The organism is Desulfofalx alkaliphila DSM 12257, assembly GCF_000711975.1.
GTDB classification, from domain to species: domain Bacteria; phylum Bacillota; class Desulfotomaculia; order Desulfotomaculales; family Desulfohalotomaculaceae; genus Desulfofalx; species Desulfofalx alkaliphila.
The window spans coordinates 57,581-75,401 of the sequence record NZ_JONT01000004.1 but is presented as its reverse complement, the minus strand read 5'-3'; the positions used below and the strand labels follow the sequence as shown (position 1 = coordinate 75,401).

Here is a 17,821-nt window from a genome sequence, read left to right as displayed (position 1 = left end):
AACTATTTTGCATATTCCACCACACGGGTTTCCCGTATAATAACTACTTTAATTTGACCGGGGTAGTCCAACTCATTTTCAATCCGTTTTGCAATTTCGCGTACTATTTTAACAGCCGCTATGTCATCCACCTTGTCTGGTTTTACCATAATGCGGATTTCTCTACCGGCTTGAATAGCAAAGGACTTTTCTACACCATCAAAGGAGTTAGCAATTTCCTCTAGTTTTTGCAAACGTTTAATATAAGATTCCAATGTTTCCCTACGTGCTCCTGGCCTTGCAGCGGAAACAGCATCGGCTGCTTGAACCAGCACCGCTTCAATGGTTTTTGGCTCCTCATCGCCATGGTGCGCCGCCACAGCATGGATAACCTCCGGATTTTCCTTGTATTTCTGACAAAGGTTTACACCAATGGCCACGTGTGGTCCTTCAACTTCGTGGTCCACGGCCTTTCCGATATCATGAAGTAGTCCTGCGCGTTTAGCAATTTGCATATCGATACCTAATTCAGAAGCCATTAAACCTGCAAGGTGACACACTTCAATGGAGTGTTTAAGCACATTTTGTCCATAACTGGTGCGAAACTTTAACCTTCCTAACAACTTAACCAATTCAGGATGCAAACCATGTACTCCGGTTTCAAAGGTGGCTTGTTCACCTGCTTCGCGAATTTGTGTGTCTACATCCTTTTGGGCCTTTTCTACCATCTCTTCAATTCTGGCAGGGTGAATTCGCCCATCTGAAATTAGCCTTTCTAAAGCTACACGAGCCACTTCACGTCTAATTGGATCAAAACCGGATACAATTACTGCTTCCGGCGTATCATCAATAATCAAATCAATTCCTGTAAGGGTTTCAAAGGACCTGATATTACGCCCTTCTCGCCCAATAATCCGACCCTTCATTTCATCGTTTGGTAATGGAACCACAGCTACTGTTGCTTCTGCCACATGATCAGCAGCACATCTTTGAATGGCCAGGGATATGATATCTCTTGCCCTTTTATCTGCTTCTTCCTTGGCCTTGTTTTCAGCCTCTTTAATCATAAGTGCAGCATCATATTGTATTTCTTTTTCGATATCTGCAAGTAATATTTGCCGAGCTTCTTCAGAAGTAAGTCCTGAAATGCGCTCCAGTTCGGATAACTGACGTTCTAGTATTCGGTTAATTTCATTTTTCGTTTTTTCAATTTCAACTTCTTTACGCTGTAACGTTTCTTCTTTCTTTTCATTAGCCTCAGTTTTTCGATCCAGCGTTTCTTCTTTTTGTATTAAACGCCTTTCCAGTCGTTGTAATTCACTTCTTCTTTCTTTATATTCTTTTTCTACTTCATTACGAAATCTTAAGGTTTCTTCTTTAGACTCAAGTATAGCTTCTCTTTTCTTTGCTTCAGCCTGTCTTATGGCATCATCAACTATTTTTTTTGCTTCTGCCTCGGCAGTGGCAATTTTTGCTTCAGCCAGGTGTTTGCGTATAAAATAGCCCGCAACTAATCCAAATGCTAAGGCTAGAATAGCGAATAATACTAAAGCCTGTGGATTTGTGGTCATTTATTCACCTCCTAGTTATAATATTTTTAAGTTCTTTAGGAATACCAATGCTTTTGTTAAAACTGCCGGCTTACTGATTGGCACATATGCTATGTACAAGCCAGCTATAGGTAAAGGTTTTTTACACTATTATCCAAAAAATTACTTTTAAATAGTATAAAAAAAACCGAGTTTACCTCGGCAGAAATAGTATTTGAAACTTTGGCGATGTTGCTCTTTTATTGACGGCTAACTAAACTACGCTTACAAAGCGCAGACGTTGTATTATCAATATTTCTATAAGCTTAACTATGAATCATAATTACAAACGTTTTACCGTAATTATATGAGCTTGCAGTTTCTACAAATGAGTATATATATAACCGCTTTATCGCAGTATCAAACCTATTTTCTACCATTCTAAATTGTACAAGTTTTTATGTAATGTGTCAAGTTATTATGCATTATTGCCTCTCTACTTCGGACAATACATTTTTAATGGTATAGTATTCAAATCCGCGGCGCTGTAGCATTGCTGCCAATTTTCTGTATGAAGGTGGTTTATCACCGGTTCTTTTTGCCTTACTTACCAGTTGCCGGGCCAGTTCAAGTTCGGTTTCCGGTGTCACTGTGCTTAAGGCTTTTTCTATAATTTCATCATCAATACCCCGTTTTTTTAATTGGTATTTTATCCCCCTTGCTCCCATGGGTTTTGTTTTTAGACGGTACTCTACCCACTGGCAAGCATATTTATAGTCATCAATAAACTGATATTCCTGTAAAAAAGTTATAACGTCCTTAATGATGTCGGCCTTGTATCCTTTTTGGTGCAGTTTATCTATCATTTCTTGTTTTGTGCGTTGTCGATAGGTTAGTACCCTTAAAGCATAGTTTTTTGCTTTCTTATAGACATCATCAGCCAACACTTTCCCCCCTAAAACTTGTTTGTCCCACCGGGAATGGTTATTTAATAAGAAAAACCAAGGTTTTATCCAGCAGGAAGAGTATGTTCTTGATAAAACATACCCTTCCTGAATTGAATCCTCGGTTTATGTTTTATTTCCTAGGCTATTTTTTTGCATCTTCTACATTGTTTACTTCATTATCATCTTTGCCGGCTGCCTCGATATTAAGCTTTTTATAAACCATTTGCTCGATTTCATCGGTTATTTCCGGATGCTGCTTTAAGTATTCCTTAGCATTCTCTCGTCCTTGGCCCAAACGTGTTTCATTATAGGAATACCAAGCCCCACTTTTTTGTACTATTTTATGTTCTGCTGCCACGTCCAGGATACTGCCTTCCCGTGAAATTCCTTCCCCATACATAATATCAAATTCAGCAAGTTTAAAGGGCGGTGCAACCTTATTCTTTACAATTTTTATTTTAGTACGGTTACCATAAATTTCAGTACCCTGTTTAATTGGCTCGCCCCTACGTACCTCTACACGCACTGAAGAATAAAACTTCAATGCACGTCCACCCGGTGTAGTTTCCGGATTGCCAAACATTACACCTATCTTTTCCCTTAATTGGTTAATAAATATTACGCAGGTTTTTGATTTGCTGATTACGCCGGTGAGCTTTCTTAAGGCCTGTGACATTAGACGGGCCTGTAAACCCACATGGGAGTCGCCCATTTCCCCCTCTATTTCTGCTTTAGGTACCAGTGCTGCCACCGAATCAATCACAACCACATCCACAGCACCGCTTTTCACCAAGGCTTCACAAATATCCAAGCCTTGTTCACCGGTATCCGGCTGTGATATTAGCAAGTTTTCAATATCTACTCCTAAAGCCTGGGCATAGGTGGGGTCAAGGGCATGTTCAGCGTCTATTAATGCAGCTATTCCACCGGACTTTTGGGCCTGTGCTATAATGTGCAAGGCTATGGTTGTTTTACCCGATGATTCAGCCCCAAAAATTTCTACAATTCTTCCACGGGGGACTCCACCAACACCTAGGGCAATATCCAAGGAAAGGCAGCCCGTGGGTATTTTTCCAACCTTAAGCTTGGTGTTGGCTTCACCCAATTTCATAATTGAGCCTTTACCAAAGTTACGTTCGATATGATCCAGGGCATTTTGTAGTGCCTCAAGTTTATCTGACAATAAAATCCTCCTCTCCAAAACGGACGTTCGATACTAACTCGATTATATCCCCATTTTTTGGAGGTTGTCAATGGTTTTATGAAGATTCACAAATTTAATTGTTTCGCCCCTTTGCAGGTTGTACAATAACACGGCGTCCCTTAATAATTTGCCTATCTAAACAATTTAATACACAATTTCCCCAATCCTCGGGTACTTCAAAGAAGGAAAATTTTTCGTAAATATCTATATCTCCTATCAAATCCCCCGGTATTCCTGATTCATCAGAAATGGCTTTTATCAATTCCAATGGTGATATTTTTTCTTGTCTGCCGATGGTAATAAATAGACGCACCATGCCATGTTTTGCTCCTGTTGCTCCGAAAGGCCTACCTTCTTCTTCGGCAGTTTCTCCTAATTCCAAATCCAAGGACAATCTAAGTGCCGCTGCGGCCACATCCATTGGGGTATATTCTTCAGCCAATGATTCTGCAATAGAGCGATAAAATGTTAAACCACCGTTTTCAATGATTTGCTGCATTCTTTTTATAACTGCTTCCCGTTGGATTTCCGCCAAATCCTCAGCGGAGGGTAGTTTGCCGCGCTTTATCTTGGTGCCTGTTAACCTTTCAATAGTTCTTAACTGTCGATAATCCTTAGGGGTGATAATTGTAATTGCAACACCACTGCGCCCTGCCCTACCGGTACGGCCGATTCTATGTACATAAAACTCAGTATCTTGGGGAATATCAAAGTTTATTACATGGGTAACGTTTTCAATATCCAGTCCCCGTGCCGCCACGTCTGTTGCCACAAGCAGTTCCAAACCTAATTTTTTAAATTTTCTCATCACGCTGTTGCGATGGTACTGGGTCATGTCCCCGTGTAATCCTTCGGCAGAAAAACCCCTGGCATTTAAGCCTGCAACCAACTGGTCTACACCCCTTTTGGTACGGCAAAAAATTATCGATTGTTTTATATCTAAACTATCCAGCAGTCTACATAGCACATCCATTTTATCTTTTTCGCTGGATTCATAGTAAATTTGTTCAATTTGGGGAACGGTAATATTTTGCTGGCTTACCGCCACTGACTCCGGTTGATTCATATATCGTTTAGCAAGTCTCTTAATATCTTCAGATATGGTGGCTGAAAACATCAAGGTCTGTCTGTCTGTCGGGGTGGCATCCAACAATGATGTGATATCATCAATAAACCCCATATCTAACATTTCGTCAGCTTCATCCAATACCACCGTTTTTACATTATCTAATTTGAGCGTTCCCCTGCGCAAATGATCTAATAGTCTGCCAGGGGTACCGATTACCACCTGCACGCCCCTTTGCAGTGAACGTACCTGACGGTTAATGGATTGCCCCCCATAAATAGGTAAGGTTCGCACCCTTAACAATTGGCCTATTCTGGAAATTTCTTCAGCCACTTGAATAGCCAACTCCCTGGTGGGGGTAACCACTAAAGCCTGTACTTTTGTTTTCTTTATATCTAAATTGTCAACTATTGGAATACCGAAAGCAGCGGTTTTCCCGGTTCCGGTTTGGGCCTGGCCCACCACGTCCTTACCACTTTGTATTACCGGCACAGCTTTGACCTGAATGGGAGTGGGTTCTTCAAAACCCATATTCACCAGCGACTGATATATTCGCCGATTTATTTTTAAATTGCCAAAGTAGGCCTTGTGTTTTTCTATTCTCATAACATCCTCCAAGAATTTTTTTCCTAATTTTTTTCCTAAGGTATTTTATCTTAAAAAACAATTTAATGCAAAAAATAAAAACAAAGGTCTTCGCTTAGTCTTTCATAAATAAACGAAAGCCTTTGTTTTTTATATAATTAAATAACACAACCTATGTACCCTCTAAATAATGGCGAACCATTTTTAAAGATGCGTTAACCGCGCCTTGGCGGATAGCCATGCGTCGTCCGGGCATTTTATATTCCCGACATTGGGTACCTTCGGGCGTAGCCAAGGCAATATATACCAATCCGATGGGTTTATTTTCACTTGACGTAGGCCCTGCCACTCCTGTGACAGCCAGACCCAAATCAGACTTAAGCATGCTGCGCACATTTTCCGCCATTGCTTTGGCAGCCCATTCACTGACTGCCCCGTGCTCAGCCAAACCTTTGGGGTCAATGCCTAGAATTTTTTCTTTTACCATGGAGCTGTAACAAACAACCCCACCAATTAAATATTTTGAACATCCGGCCATATCACAAAGGCGAGATTCAACCATCCCAGCAGTACATGATTCTGCAACGGCAATGGTCATATCTTTTTTTCTTAATAACTCACCCACAACAAAATCAATTCTTTCATCATCCATGGCGAAAATGTATGGTTTTAGCCGCTTTGTTACCTCATCGGCAAGGGGTTTAACCAGTTTATCAGCTTGCTGGGCTGTTTTTGCATGTGCACTAATACGAACATGAACTTCGCCGGGACGTGCAATATAGGATATTTCCGGGTTGTTTACACCATCCAGGTCATTCAATAAATCCTGAACATCGTCCTCCCTTATGCCTGTTAGTTTTAAAGTTGTAAATCGTGTTACGTCACCACGCCCTTCTAAAGACGCTAAATAGGAAACCACCGAACCTTCACACATTGCTTCCAGTTCCCAGGGTGGGCCCGGTAATATAATTACCACCCTGCCGTCTTTAGTTTCAATAATGGCTCCAGGTGCTGTTCCACATGGATTTGGTATTACATTTGCGCCCTCAGGAAAATATGCTTGCTTTAGATTACTATCCGGCATCTTGTTATCTCTGCTTGTGAAAAATTGTTTTATCGATGCCAAAGACTCCTCATGTAATACCATGCTTAAACCCAACACTTCAGCTATAGTTTCCTTAGTTAAGTCATCAGAGGTAGGTCCTAAACCTCCGGTAGTGATAATTATATCTGATCGCTGTAAAGCCTGTTTAAAGACACTTGCCATACGCTCCCAATCATCGCCGACGGTGGTATGCAGTATAACCTCAATACCCAAATCAGACAGTCTGCGCCCTAAATACCGGCCGTGAGTGTTTAATACTTGCCCTAAAAGTAATTCCGTTCCTGTAAAGATGAGCTCTGCTTTCATATAATTACCCCACTACTTTTATATAATATCTAAAAATCATTCTATACTACATGTTCAAATATAATTTTCTACATGGTAGCAAAAAATCCTGCCAGGCATGTGAAGTTTATTACAAATTAATTAGGAAAATTGGGTTGATATTTACCAACCCTAGAAATGATAACATGTCATAAAAATTTATGCCACCTTTTTGTTAATAATTTTTCTAAATTCATCACCGGTCAATTTTTCTTGTTCCAAAAGTAGAGTTACTGTATTATTAATTTCTTCTATATGCTGTTTAATATACCCTTCCACTCTCTTTTCTTGTTGTTCAAGAATTTTTTTAACCTCTTTAAACTTCCGGTCTTGTGAAAGGTTATCCCAAGACACTATACCTATGTCACTAAGACCGGTTTTGATAATATTTTCTGCTGTTTTAAAGGCCTTTTCAAAATCATTGGCTGAACCGGTACTGCGGTTACCAATTATCTGTTCTTCAGCCATCGCCCCTGCTAACATAACTGCGATTTGATTTTCCAGGTAATCTTTGGTATATAAATACATTTCTTCTTCATTGTGCTGCCGCATATATCCTAAAGCTCCTCCCCGAGGTGTAACTGTAAGGGTTGATACCGCTCCTGGCCGAAGTAACTCGCATATCAATGCGTGCCCTGTCTCGTGCACGGCAACCCTGTGTAATTCCTCTGATGAGGGGCGTCGGTTCAACTTTTCCCCCATAATTACCTTATCAACTGCTTCATGAAAATGGCGATAGTGTATCTGCTTACAGTTTTCACGCATGGCAAAGATAGCTGCTTCATTGGCAAGACTCTCTAAATGTGCCCCTGAAAAACCAAAAGTTTCCTTGGCTAAGTTGTTTAAATCAACGTCATCTGCCAACGGTTTGTTGCGGACATGAATTTTCAATATTTCTAAACGACCTTGACGGTCTGGGAGCTCTACTTTAACTTGACGGTCAAAGCGCCCAGGGCGCATTAAAGCAGGGTCAAGCATATCAGCCCTGTTGGTGGCCGCAATAACCAATATTCTTACAGATTCATCGGCTTTTAGCCCATCCATCTGAACCAATAACTCGTTTAGAGTTTGATCATACTCCATGTGGCTGCTGTTTTGACCGCGTTTAGCCCCCAGTGTTTCAACTTCGTCTACAAATATAATTGCATTATTTTTACCCAGTTTACTGGCTTTTTCCCGGGCAGTTTTAAAAAGTTTTCGTACCCTTTGGGCACCAACTCCGGCATACATCTCTACAAACTCTGAACCTGAGGTTGCCAAAAACACTGCGTCGGTATAATTGGCCGCAGCTTTAGCCAACAAGGTTTTGCCGGTACCCGGAGGACCGGTGAGCAGTATACCTTTTAAGGGGCGAATTCCTAGCAATGTGATTTCTTTATAATTTCTTATAAAATCTAATGCTTCTTTTAGCTCTTTTATGGCGGTTTTCTGCCCCCCGATATGCTCAAAGTTCACTTTGGTGTTTGGCTTATCAGAGCTTTCAAAACTTTTAACTAAACCTCTGGACTGTGCTATGAAGTATAGCACCCCCCCTGCCAAAGCCAATATAACTAAAGGTAAAATGTTATACCCTGCAACTATGGAAAATATTATTACTGCAAGGGCAAGGCCTAAACTTATTTCTTTAATCATTGGCCCCACCTCCTGTTGTTATAGCATTGTTATTCCGGCGGGATATAACCCGCAACAAGTTATGGCCGTTTTCCTTATACATTTGTACATAAATATTTTCATGCTCAACATAAACCTTGGCAATGGCATTGTTTTCAGCCGTGAAGTTTTCTATTTGTTCGGCCATTTCAGGGAAATTCCCTAGCATTATTGCTTGGTGAACAAAGTATTGACTTTTCTCCCACGCAGCTTGGAGGTCGCTGTCTGGATTATCGTTTAAAGCAATGGTAAAATTCTCACGACCTAAAACATCTTTGGAATCTTGATATAATGTTTTGTACACCTGTGCAATGTTTACATCACCATTGGGTTTAATTTCAATATCAATATGAACAGTTCCTGATTTCTTCTCGATGTTGTAGCTCTGCACATATTCATTATTAGAAAAAATATTTTCCAAAGGTTGTTCGTAATTATATTTGTTATATAAAAATTGACCGCCAAAGAATAAGGCCAGTCCGCCCAGTAATGACAAAATTATAATTGGGATATGAAAACCACGCCATTTCACGGGCATCACCCTTCCTAATACTTCAAAGTTAGTTAGTGAGATAACACTAAGCATTATAACATAGTTAATTATATATATCACCTTGAAACAGTTGGTAAGAAAAAAGGCGCCGATGGCGCCTTTTTGTACCCATAAAGGAGTACAGCTGTAAGCGAGATTCTGTTTTCGACAGTCATCTATCTAAGATATATAATAATATATCTTCCCCGTTTCCGGGGTGCCCCTACCCGCGACTCGGCATAGCCGTTCGCCTATTTGGGTTGCGCACTGGAGGAGTTTACCCTTGCACTCACCGGTCGCCCGATGAATTAGTTTCTGTGGCACTTTATGGTTACTCAAAACTACTAGAGTTTTTTTCTCCGTCGTCAGGTCGCCCTGCCTCAGCTTGCGCTGAGCTCCATTTTACAGCCAAAGGGCTGTGTGCGTCTCGACTTTCCTCTATCATGGTACTAATTTATTAAGGTACCACAACAGCGACTGTCCGCTGTACTCCCAGGAACCCTATTATAGCACATTTGTATTGGTGCTACAAATGTAATAATTGGTGGTGGGCTGTGGACTACAATCATTATTATAAATATTAAAGCCCGCCCTTTTTAATTGCCTGCCAATTCTTGGCAAAGTAGTCTATACCGGACCAAATGGTAAACACCACTGCGACTGTCATAGCAAGATTACCTAACACAGAGTAGTAAGGGAGTTGTGGAATAAACATTACTACAATGGCAATAATCTGGCTAACTGTTTTGTATTTACCCAATTTACTTGCAGCAATAACAGTACCCTCTGAAGCAGCCATTGTCCTCAATCCCGACACTGCAAATTCGCGCCCAATTATGATTACTGCCACCCATGGGGACAAACGCTGCAATCCCACAAGACTGACCAGGGCAGCTGTTACCAGCAGTTTGTCAGCCAGAGGATCCATAACTTTTCCAAACCTGGTTACCATTTTGTTTTTTCTGGCAAAGTAGCCGTCTAATCCGTCGGTGCTTGCTGCCAGTATAAAAACTGCAGCGGCCAGTAAGTCGCCATAGGGCAATTTAGTCGTTACAACCAGTAAAAAAACCGGTACTAAAAATATCCTGGCAAGTGTCAGGCGGTTAGGTAAGTTCATTTATATCAAAACTCCCATCAGGTCGTATTCAGCAGAGTCTGTAATTTTGATTTGTACCAGTTCGCCATATTCTACCTTTTTTCCTGCCTTAAAGTAAACTATTCCATCAACTTCCGGAGCATCTCCTTGGCTTCTTCCCACATAGGTGCCGGGCTCATCCGGCACTTCACCTTCCACCAAAACTTCTATAATCCTTCCGATTTTTTCCCTGTTTTTATTAAGGGATATTTTCTGTTGCAAAGCCATGGCACGATGGTATCTTTCTTCTTTTGTTTTTTCATCCACTTGATTTGGCATTTCATAGGCAGGGGTATCCTCTTCCAATGAGTATTTAAATACACCCACCCGATCAAATCTTATTTCTTCCATAAATGATAACAATTGCGCAAAATCTTCTTCTGTTTCACCGGGAAAGCCCACTATAAATGAGGTGCGTAAAGTAACGTCAGGAATATTTGCCCTTATTTTTGCAATTAAATTTTTTATCTGCTGCACCTTTCCTCTACGGTTCATTCTGCACAGTACGGTATCAGAAGCATGTTGTAGCGGTAAATCTATGTACTTGCACACCTTAGGTGTTTCGGCAATGGTTTTTATAAGGTCATCCATAAAGTGCGTGGGATAACAATACATAACCCTTAACCATTTTAATTGCTCTATTTTAGCCAGTCTGTTGAGTAATTCAGATAGCTTGTAATCTCCGTAAAGATCAATGCCATAAAGGGTGGTATCTTGGGCCACCAAGATAATCTCTACTATACCCCCATTAACAAGTTCACGAACCTCTTCTTCTATTATTTCCATTGGTTTGCTGCGGTACTTACCCCTAATGCTCGGTATAGCACAATAGGCACAGCGGTTATTACACCCTTCGGCTATTTTCACATATGCACTGTGTCCAGGGATTGAAATAACACGGGGGATATAATTATCAAGGTCGAAACCCGGTTCTTTTACGGTGTTAACCCGTTGGCCTTTCAATGTTTTTTCGACCACATCCACTATTTCTTTAATGTTTCCTGTGCCCACAATGGCATCTATCTCTGGCATTTGCTCCATTATTTCGTCCTTGTATCTTTGCGCCAAACATCCTGCTACGATGAGTTTTGCGTCTGTGGTTTTTTTATGTTGTGCAAGGTTTAATATAGCTTGGATTGATTCTTCCTTAGCAGACTCAATAAACCCACAGGTATTTACCAATAGTATTTGGGCTTGGCTTTCATCGGTGGTTACTTCATAGCCGCTTTCGCACATAAGACCTAACATATTTTCGGTATCCACCAGATTTTTAGCACAACCTAAGCTAACCACTGCAACTTTCTTTTTTGTCATCGTTATTTCCTCCAGTGTATTGTTCACCATCTACAGTTAAAGTATAAATGCCTTGCCTCCAGAGCACAACCATAAACAAAAGTTTGCTTTACATCTTATGGGTTCTATAAATTGAGCTACAAATATAATCATTGCAGTATTGCTTTTTATGGCATAATATATATATATGGAGAGGTGAATAATTTGCACTATCTTAGCTTTTTAATTTTTTTCTTAGCCGGCATATATACAGTTTGGGACTCTTTACAAAGGGGACGCTCTCACATTTCATCCCTGCTATGGGGCATGGGCGTTACCTTTCTGTTTTTTGTGTTTTTCCCACTGCATCTGGCCACCCGTCCTAAATTAAGCAAAAAAAGCACCATTGATGTTACCGATGATATTGAAGTGGCCTGCCCCAAATGCCACCATTATTATAAACCAAATGCTAATTTTTGCCCAAACTGCGGCTGGCATATAAAAGGCGATGAATAGCGCCACGATTTTTTTGATAGCCAGAAAAGGAACCCATTATAATTGATATAATGGGTTCCTTTAAATATATTTAACCCTGCTGTACTGTAAATTCCGTTCTATATACATGATTCCTAGGAGCCAGAGTACCTAAATTTTCCCCGTTTAACTGTACTTCCACCACCCCTGCGTTGCCTAACTCTATATATATTCGTTCTTGTCCAATAAACTCCTTTATTTCTCCGGCACTGGCAATGCCGGAAAACTCTGTTTGACCATCCACTTCTATATTCATCCAACACCGATCTTCCACTACACTTAAAACCAACTCAACCTGTTGCGGTTGATCAGGATCTTCATTGGGTAAGTTGCCATCCAATCCATCATTGTCATCCTGTTCTCCTATATCAGTATCGGGCAGCCTGTCCTCCTGGCCCACCCCTGGCTGTTGGGCAGTGTCGGGCTTTGATGATTTATCTGAATTCATAGCGGCAAACGCAATGACGGCTAAAAAAATTATTGAGGCCACAATGACATAGGATAAAGTGCGAGGCTTGCCTTTTCTGGGTTTTCGTCTTATTTCTCTTCTTTTACGTCTTTTTGGTTTTTCCGTATAATCTTCCTGGGATATTTCCGGCGTAGGTGGAGATTGTTGAGCCCTGTATTGCTGCACCAATTCTTCATCATCTAACCCTAAGTATTTAGCATAATTACGCATAAAGGCTACCACATATACCTCACCGGGTAATAAATGATATTCTTCATTTTCCAGAGCTTCTATATATTTGGACCTTATTTTTGTGGCCTCTTCCACTTGTTCAAGTGAATACCCTTGGGCAAGTCTCGATTCCCTTAAACGGTTGCCAACATCCAAAGGTGTCACCTCCTGTTCCTTACATCATTGTACCCTGGTAGTTTTTTAATATGCTGATATATTTCTTCGGCCGCTTGGTCAAGATCTTCACATTCTACACATAGATTATAGTTTTCGTCCGGTTGTTGAGGGTATTTATATAGAGGATCATAGTAAAATGTTAAAAGATAGCTAAATGCCTCTGTAAAATTTTCTTCTTCTAATAACAGGTTTATTTCTTCTACCTTTTTCCACCCCAATCTTTTAGCTAACCTTGTGGTAGATATTTGCAGTTCCTTTATATTGTGATTTAGGCCAACGGTATAATCCTCTATAATCCTGTTTACCCTAGTGCTTAGTTTTGCGTATAAAAGTATTTTATAACCGCTATTTATTTTTTTTGTTATCACCTGCGGTACCAGTAAATTACCTAGTCTTTTTCCTTCGCATTCAACTATAAAATATTTACTTGGCGCAAAGGTTTCTAATTTATCTACAATTAAAGATTCAAATTTTTTTTGTCCCGGTGAAGGGGGCATATTTATATTGCCAAATACTGAACCCCTGTTGCAGGCTAAGCCCTCTAAATCTAACACAGGAGCTCCCTTTTTTTCTAACTTCTCTAAAACATGGGTTTTACCAACCCCGGTTAAACCGTGTAAAACCACTGCCTTATGGGGCAGTTCTTCTTGATTAAGGTAATTAAATACCCATCTTCTGTATGATTTATACCCGCCTATAATTCTTACAAAGTTAACACCTAAGCTAGATAATACAGCAGCCACAAACTGGCTGCGCATTCCCCCTCTCCAACAAAAAATAACCGGCACTTTATTTTTAGACCTTTCCTTTATTTCTAGGTAAAGGTCTTTCAGCTTAGGTCCTGCCAATTCTAGACCCAGTTGTTTTGCCCTTTCCTCCCCTTCATTCTTGAATAGGGTGCCAATGCGGGCTCTTTCTTCGCTGTTAAAGAGAGGTAAGTTTACTGCACCCGGCAGAGTGTCTTCGTCGTATTCTATTTCTGAACGTAAATCTATGTAGCAGGCATTGCTAATTTTTAATGCCTCTTCTATAGTAATATCTTTATACATTGCCAAAGCCTTCCGTCTATATTGTGATTATTCTAGATAATAATTATTTATTCCTGCTTGCCAGAAAACTGTTTTCCCTTACCTAACAAGGGCCTAAATGTATTAACTCTCCGGAGGAGATTGCCGGTCATTAAAGGTTTGATAGTACTGCTCCAGTGTCATCAATACCGCACGGGGTTTGCTGCCTTCATAGCCGCCCACGATGCCCCGTTGTTCCATAATATCTATTAGCCTGGCTGCCCGGGCATAACCGATATGTAACCGCCGCTGTAACATGGATATTGATGCCTGTCCCTGTTCTATTAATATTTTTGCAGCTGTAGGCAAAAGCTCATCCTCCAGGGGAGGTGACTGGTCCTCTAGGGGTTCTTCTTTGGTTATTTCTTCATTGTAATGCGGCTTTGCCTGTTTCTTTAAAAATTCCACTAAATCTTCCACTTCCTTGTCTGAAAGAAAGGCACCCTGCAATCTCACAGGTTTAGGGGCTCCCACCGGGAAAAACAGCATATCTCCTTTACCCAGCAGTTTCTCCGCTCCGGCAATATCCAAGATAGTACGCGAGTCAACCTGCGATGACACCGCAAAGGATATTCGGGAAGGAATATTAGCCTTTATCAAGCCGGTTATAACATCAACAGATGGCCGCTGTGTGGCCACCACCAAGTGTATACCGGCAGCCCGGGCCATCTGAGCTAAGCGACATACCGCATCTTCCACGTCAGCGGGTGCAACCATCATCAAGTCTGCCAATTCATCTATTATTATAACGATTAGGGGTAGTCGATTTTGCGCCTTGTCCGGTGCCTGGGCTTTGATTATGCTATTGTATCTGTTAATATCCCGTACCCCCATTTCAGCAAATAAGCTATATCGGCGCTCCATCTCCTTCACAGCCCACCGCAGAGAAGTTGCAGCTTTTTTAGCATTTGTAACCACAGGAGAAACCAGATGAGGTATGCCGTTGTAGTTTGCCAACTCAACCATTTTGGGGTCAATCATCATCAACTTAACTTCATCGGGAGTAGCTTTAAACAAGATACTGGCAATTAAAGTATTCAAACAAACACTTTTTCCTGCCCCCGTTGCCCCTGCAATTAGGACATGGGGCATCTTGCTTAAATCTGCAACCACTGCATTACCTGCAATATCTTGTCCTAAGGCAATGGTCAACTTTGAGGTAGATTGAACAAATTCCCTGCTTTCAAGCAGGTCACGCAAATGCACCATAGATATCTCATCGTTAGGCACCTCGATACCGATGGCTGCTTTGCCAGGTATAGGTGCCTCTATACGCACATCTGGGGCAGCCATTGAAAGAGCTATGTCATCAGCCAAACTAACGATGCGACTTACTTTTACACCGGAGGGCGGTTGAATTTCAAACCTGGTTATGGCCGGCCCCATTGATACATGGGTAACCTTTGCATTAATACCAAAGTCTGCCATTGTGCTTTCTAAGGTTTTTACGCGCTCATTTATATTCTTTTTTCCTTTTCCCACCTTAGGCTGGTTTGGTCGCGATAACAATGTCAAAGGCGGTAGCTGATATCGTGGAACATCATCTATAGAGAGCTGCGTATAGGTGACAGGTGCCTGCCGGCTATTCCACGGCTCCTCAGCATCTCCACTTTCTGATTCATTAATGCCAGATTGACTTTCATCTATTTTAATAACCGCTTCTGAGTGAACCCACCCTTCACTGTTTTGGGATTTGCCTTGCACAGCATTGTCTGTTTCACTATTGTTTGCGAAATATGTAATTTCATGTTGGTTATTACCGTTATTATTTTGTCCCTTTGCAGGCACTTCTTCCTCAACTTCAGTAAATAAAAAATTTGTCAATGAATCTTTGGCTGCCGTCAACCTTGATTTGCCTTTGGTTACAAAATCAGAGGTCAAATCAGACAGTGGCCTGTTGGTTAACAGTAACAAGGCTACCAATGAGGCCGCAATTAATATAATGTATGTTCCGGCCTGGCCAAAGGCATGTTGCAGCAAATAACTAAAAAGTGCACCTATTAACCCTCCACCCAAACCCTGATAACCTAAGGCAAAGGCCTCTTCCACCGGGTATTGGATATGCAATAGGGTGAGCACAATAAAAAACAAGAGTACTCCACCGTATACCTTCACTGATATTGTTGACCTGTTTCTTTGCATTATTAAGCGTACTCCAAAAACGCCCAGTAAAACCGGGAAAATTATTCGGCCCTCGCCACAAATGCCAAGCAATACCCTGCCAATAAAATTTCCGACAGCACCCAGTGATGTGCTGTAAAAACTTGCCAGGCCCAGCAGTGACAGTGCCAACAGCATAATTCCGGTTATTTCATATTTAAGGTCATCTTTGATTTTTTGTAATACTCGCAAGCTGTCACACCCCCATGATATATATACTACAAAAATTACCATATCCCTTTTTAATGAACCTGATAGAAGGCTTGCATAATATTTTTTCCTTGGTACATATTACAACTGTAAATATCTACTACGAGAGGAGGAATAGAATGAACAATATTACAACGCGCGAATTATTAGATTTGGAAGACCACCTGCGGCTGGAAGGTTCCAATATTATGGGTTTTAACCATTTTGCCCGGGAATGTCAAGATCCGCAATTAAAATCTTTCTGTCAGGAAATGTCCCATCGACGTATGCAAGCATTCCAAATGCTATCCAGGCATATCGGCGTAAACATGCAATAAGCTAAAAAGGAGGGAGAATGAACATGGGACAAACCTTTGATCAAATTAGGGATAAAGACCTGGCCACTTCTATGTTAATGGATTTAAAATACACCTGTGAATGTATTAATCGGAAAATATTAGAAACATCTAACAATCAACTTAGGCAGAGCTATATCAACGTGCTAACTGAAACTTACAATGAACAAAAACAATTATTTGATATGATGAACCAAAGGGGTTGGTATCAACCCACCATGGCCCAGCAACAAGAGATATCCCAAGCTTCTAGAAAGATTAATAATATGCAAAATGAAATTATGCATACTATTAACAGCAGTCAACAACAGCAGTACTACGGAACAAGTAACTACCAACAGCAGAGAATGCCACAACATATGCCCCACAGCGGGCAAATGTATTAATAACCGCCATAGCCACCGGCAAAACACCGGTGGCTTATTTCTAATTATCCCCGCCACAGGGCTATAATAATAACCAGTGCTCCCAATGCAAACCGATACCATACAAAAATATTGAAGCTTTTTTGGGTTAGGTACCGAAGCAAAAATTTTATTGATAAAAAGCCCACCACTGCCGAAGTTATTACCCCAAGCATAAAGGCACGGTCTATATCTGAAAAGGTAAGTTTTTGTAGTTCCAGTAAACCAGCCCCAAATATAATGGGCGTGGACAATAAAAAAGAAAACCTAGCCGCTGTTTCTCTCTTCATACCCATTGCCCTACCGGCAGTCATGGTTGCACCGGCACGGGATACACCCGGAATAATCGCTAAGGCCTGAATGAACCCTACAACTAAGCTGTCTTTTAAAGATATTTGTTTTAACTCCTTTTGGCTTGGTGCATTTTTATCAACTAGATATAAAATGACACCCATGATAATAAGCATGGTACCAATTAAGATGGGCGTGCGAAAAAGGGTCTCTGCATAGTCTGCCATAACATAACCAAATGCTGCACCCGGTATGGTGGCTAAAACCAGGTACCAAAAAAGCTTACACCCTTGGCTTCTTTTAAAGCGCAAACCATCCCCTGCCAAAGCCAACCAATCACGCCAGAAAAACGCAACCACTGCCACCAAGGTACCCATGTGCAGCGCAACATCAAAAACCAATCCCGCATATGGCCAGCCAAAAAGCCATGGTATTAAAACCAAATGTGCGGAGCTGGAAATGGGTAAAAACTCTCCTAAACCCTGTACTATACCTAAAACCAACCCTTGAAGGTCTGTCATTACATCACCCCTGAGGCTATGTATATGAACCCAGGGAAGAATAATTAACTCTTTTTAGTATAAATAACGGTGTTATATAAAAACTTGGCTTACGCCAACTCCCCTTGGACGCCGG

General features: G+C 41.0%; 16 protein-coding genes and 1 other RNA gene. 3 read left to right on the top strand and 14 right to left on the bottom strand.

What is annotated here, in order from left to right; translation table 11 throughout:
* Nucleotides 1–2 precede the first annotated feature (2 nt).
* The 10 genes from rny to rimO all read right to left on the bottom strand — a co-directional run bounded on the left by rny (nt 3) and on the right by rimO (nt 11,370).
* Nucleotides 3–1,550, bottom strand: coding sequence for a ribonuclease Y (rny, locus tag BR02_RS0104185; RefSeq protein ID WP_031514498.1), 1,548 nt, complete (start codon nt 1,548–1,550; stop codon nt 3–5).
* 443 nt (nt 1,551–1,993) lie between these two features.
* A complete protein-coding gene (locus BR02_RS0104180; protein WP_031514494.1) occupies nt 1,994–2,452 on the bottom strand; it encodes a regulatory protein RecX in 459 nt (152 codons plus the stop codon).
* Between the two features lie 145 nt (nt 2,453–2,597).
* The gene (gene recA, locus BR02_RS0104175) at nt 2,598–3,638 is read right to left on the bottom strand and encodes a recombinase RecA (RefSeq protein WP_031514492.1); all 1,041 of its coding nucleotides are present in this window, start codon (nt 3,636–3,638) and stop codon (nt 2,598–2,600) included.
* Between the two features lie 94 nt (nt 3,639–3,732).
* Nucleotides 3,733–5,331 (bottom strand): DEAD/DEAH box helicase, encoded by a 1,599-nt coding sequence (locus BR02_RS0104170; protein WP_031514490.1) that lies wholly within the window; start codon nt 5,329–5,331, stop codon nt 3,733–3,735.
* A gap of 151 nt (nt 5,332–5,482) precedes the next feature.
* Complete coding sequence (locus BR02_RS0104165) at nt 5,483–6,721, bottom strand: competence/damage-inducible protein A (RefSeq protein ID WP_031514487.1); 1,239 nt, start codon at nt 6,719–6,721, stop codon at nt 5,483–5,485.
* 177 nt (nt 6,722–6,898) lie between these two features.
* Nucleotides 6,899–8,371, bottom strand: a complete 1,473-nt coding sequence (locus tag BR02_RS0104160) for an AAA family ATPase (RefSeq protein WP_031514485.1) — start codon at nt 8,369–8,371, stop codon at nt 6,899–6,901.
* Nucleotides 8,364–9,002 (bottom strand): hypothetical protein, encoded by a 639-nt coding sequence (locus tag BR02_RS0104155; protein ID WP_169738569.1) that lies wholly within the window; start codon nt 9,000–9,002, stop codon nt 8,364–8,366. Before BR02_RS0104155 ends, BR02_RS0104160 begins: the two co-directional genes overlap by 8 nt.
* 62 nt (nt 9,003–9,064) lie before the next feature.
* An RNA gene (gene rnpB / locus BR02_RS15035) (RNase P RNA component class B) lies at nt 9,065–9,410 on the bottom strand.
* A gap of 91 nt (nt 9,411–9,501) precedes the next feature.
* On the bottom strand, nt 9,502–10,038 hold the full coding sequence (gene pgsA / locus BR02_RS0104150; RefSeq protein WP_031514482.1) for a CDP-diacylglycerol--glycerol-3-phosphate 3-phosphatidyltransferase: 537 nt from the start codon (nt 10,036–10,038) through the stop codon (nt 9,502–9,504).
* Nucleotides 10,039–11,370, bottom strand: a complete 1,332-nt coding sequence (gene rimO / locus BR02_RS0104145) for a 30S ribosomal protein S12 methylthiotransferase RimO (protein ID WP_031514479.1) — start codon at nt 11,368–11,370, stop codon at nt 10,039–10,041.
* 183 nt (nt 11,371–11,553) lie between these two features.
* On the opposite strand from rimO, the gene BR02_RS15730 reads away from it, so the two are divergent.
* Complete coding sequence (locus BR02_RS15730) at nt 11,554–11,844, top strand: zinc ribbon domain-containing protein (protein ID WP_157834922.1); 291 nt, start codon at nt 11,554–11,556, stop codon at nt 11,842–11,844.
* Nucleotides 11,845–11,914: 70 nt separating this feature from the next.
* Here the strand turns inward: BR02_RS15730 and BR02_RS0104135 are convergent, their stop codons facing one another.
* The 3 genes from BR02_RS0104135 to BR02_RS0104125 form a co-directional block, all read right to left on the bottom strand.
* Nucleotides 11,915–12,697, bottom strand: coding sequence for a helix-turn-helix domain-containing protein (locus BR02_RS0104135; RefSeq protein WP_031514476.1), 783 nt, complete (start codon nt 12,695–12,697; stop codon nt 11,915–11,917).
* Nucleotides 12,698–12,702: 5 nt separating this feature from the next.
* Nucleotides 12,703–13,767, bottom strand: a complete 1,065-nt coding sequence (gene mnmH, locus BR02_RS0104130; protein WP_031514474.1) for a tRNA 2-selenouridine(34) synthase MnmH — start codon at nt 13,765–13,767, stop codon at nt 12,703–12,705.
* 102 nt (nt 13,768–13,869) lie between these two features.
* On the bottom strand, nt 13,870–16,137 hold the full coding sequence (locus BR02_RS0104125; RefSeq protein WP_031514472.1) for a DNA translocase FtsK: 2,268 nt from the start codon (nt 16,135–16,137) through the stop codon (nt 13,870–13,872).
* Between the two features lie 137 nt (nt 16,138–16,274).
* On the opposite strand from BR02_RS0104125, the gene BR02_RS0104120 reads away from it, so the two are divergent.
* Together BR02_RS0104120 and BR02_RS0104115 are read left to right on the top strand one after the other, a co-directional pair.
* Nucleotides 16,275–16,472, top strand: a complete 198-nt coding sequence (locus BR02_RS0104120; protein WP_031514470.1) for a ferritin family protein — start codon at nt 16,275–16,277, stop codon at nt 16,470–16,472.
* Nucleotides 16,473–16,495: 23 nt separating this feature from the next.
* Nucleotides 16,496–16,876 carry a spore coat protein gene (locus BR02_RS0104115; protein ID WP_051688115.1) on the top strand — a complete coding sequence of 127 codons (381 nt, stop codon included), beginning with the start codon at nt 16,496–16,498 and terminating at the stop codon, nt 16,874–16,876.
* A gap of 44 nt (nt 16,877–16,920) precedes the next feature.
* Here the strand turns inward: BR02_RS0104115 and uppP are convergent, their stop codons facing one another.
* A complete protein-coding gene (gene uppP / locus BR02_RS0104110; RefSeq protein WP_031514467.1) occupies nt 16,921–17,706 on the bottom strand; it encodes an undecaprenyl-diphosphatase UppP in 786 nt (261 codons plus the stop codon).
* Nucleotides 17,707–17,821: the final 115 nt, after the last annotated feature.

Coding starts and splice junctions, on each gene's coding strand:
- rny (WP_031514498.1), bottom strand. CDS start 1,550: ATGACCACAAATCCACAGGCTTTAGTATTATTCGCTATTCTAGCCTTA.
- BR02_RS0104170 (WP_031514490.1), bottom strand. CDS start 5,331: ATGAGAATAGAAAAACACAAGGCCTACTTTGGCAATTTAAAAATAAAT.
- BR02_RS0104165 (WP_031514487.1), bottom strand. CDS start 6,721: ATGAAAGCAGAGCTCATCTTTACAGGAACGGAATTACTTTTAGGGCAA.
- BR02_RS0104160 (WP_031514485.1), bottom strand. CDS start 8,371: ATGATTAAAGAAATAAGTTTAGGCCTTGCCCTTGCAGTAATAATATTT.
- pgsA (WP_031514482.1), bottom strand. CDS start 10,038: ATGAACTTACCTAACCGCCTGACACTTGCCAGGATATTTTTAGTACCG.
- rimO (WP_031514479.1), bottom strand. CDS start 11,370: ATGACAAAAAAGAAAGTTGCAGTGGTTAGCTTAGGTTGTGCTAAAAAT.
- mnmH (WP_031514474.1), bottom strand. CDS start 13,767: ATGTATAAAGATATTACTATAGAAGAGGCATTAAAAATTAGCAATGCC.
- BR02_RS0104120 (WP_031514470.1), top strand. CDS start 16,275: ATGAACAATATTACAACGCGCGAATTATTAGATTTGGAAGACCACCTG.
- BR02_RS0104115 (WP_051688115.1), top strand. CDS start 16,496: ATGGGACAAACCTTTGATCAAATTAGGGATAAAGACCTGGCCACTTCT.
- uppP (WP_031514467.1), bottom strand. CDS start 17,706: ATGACAGACCTTCAAGGGTTGGTTTTAGGTATAGTACAGGGTTTAGGA.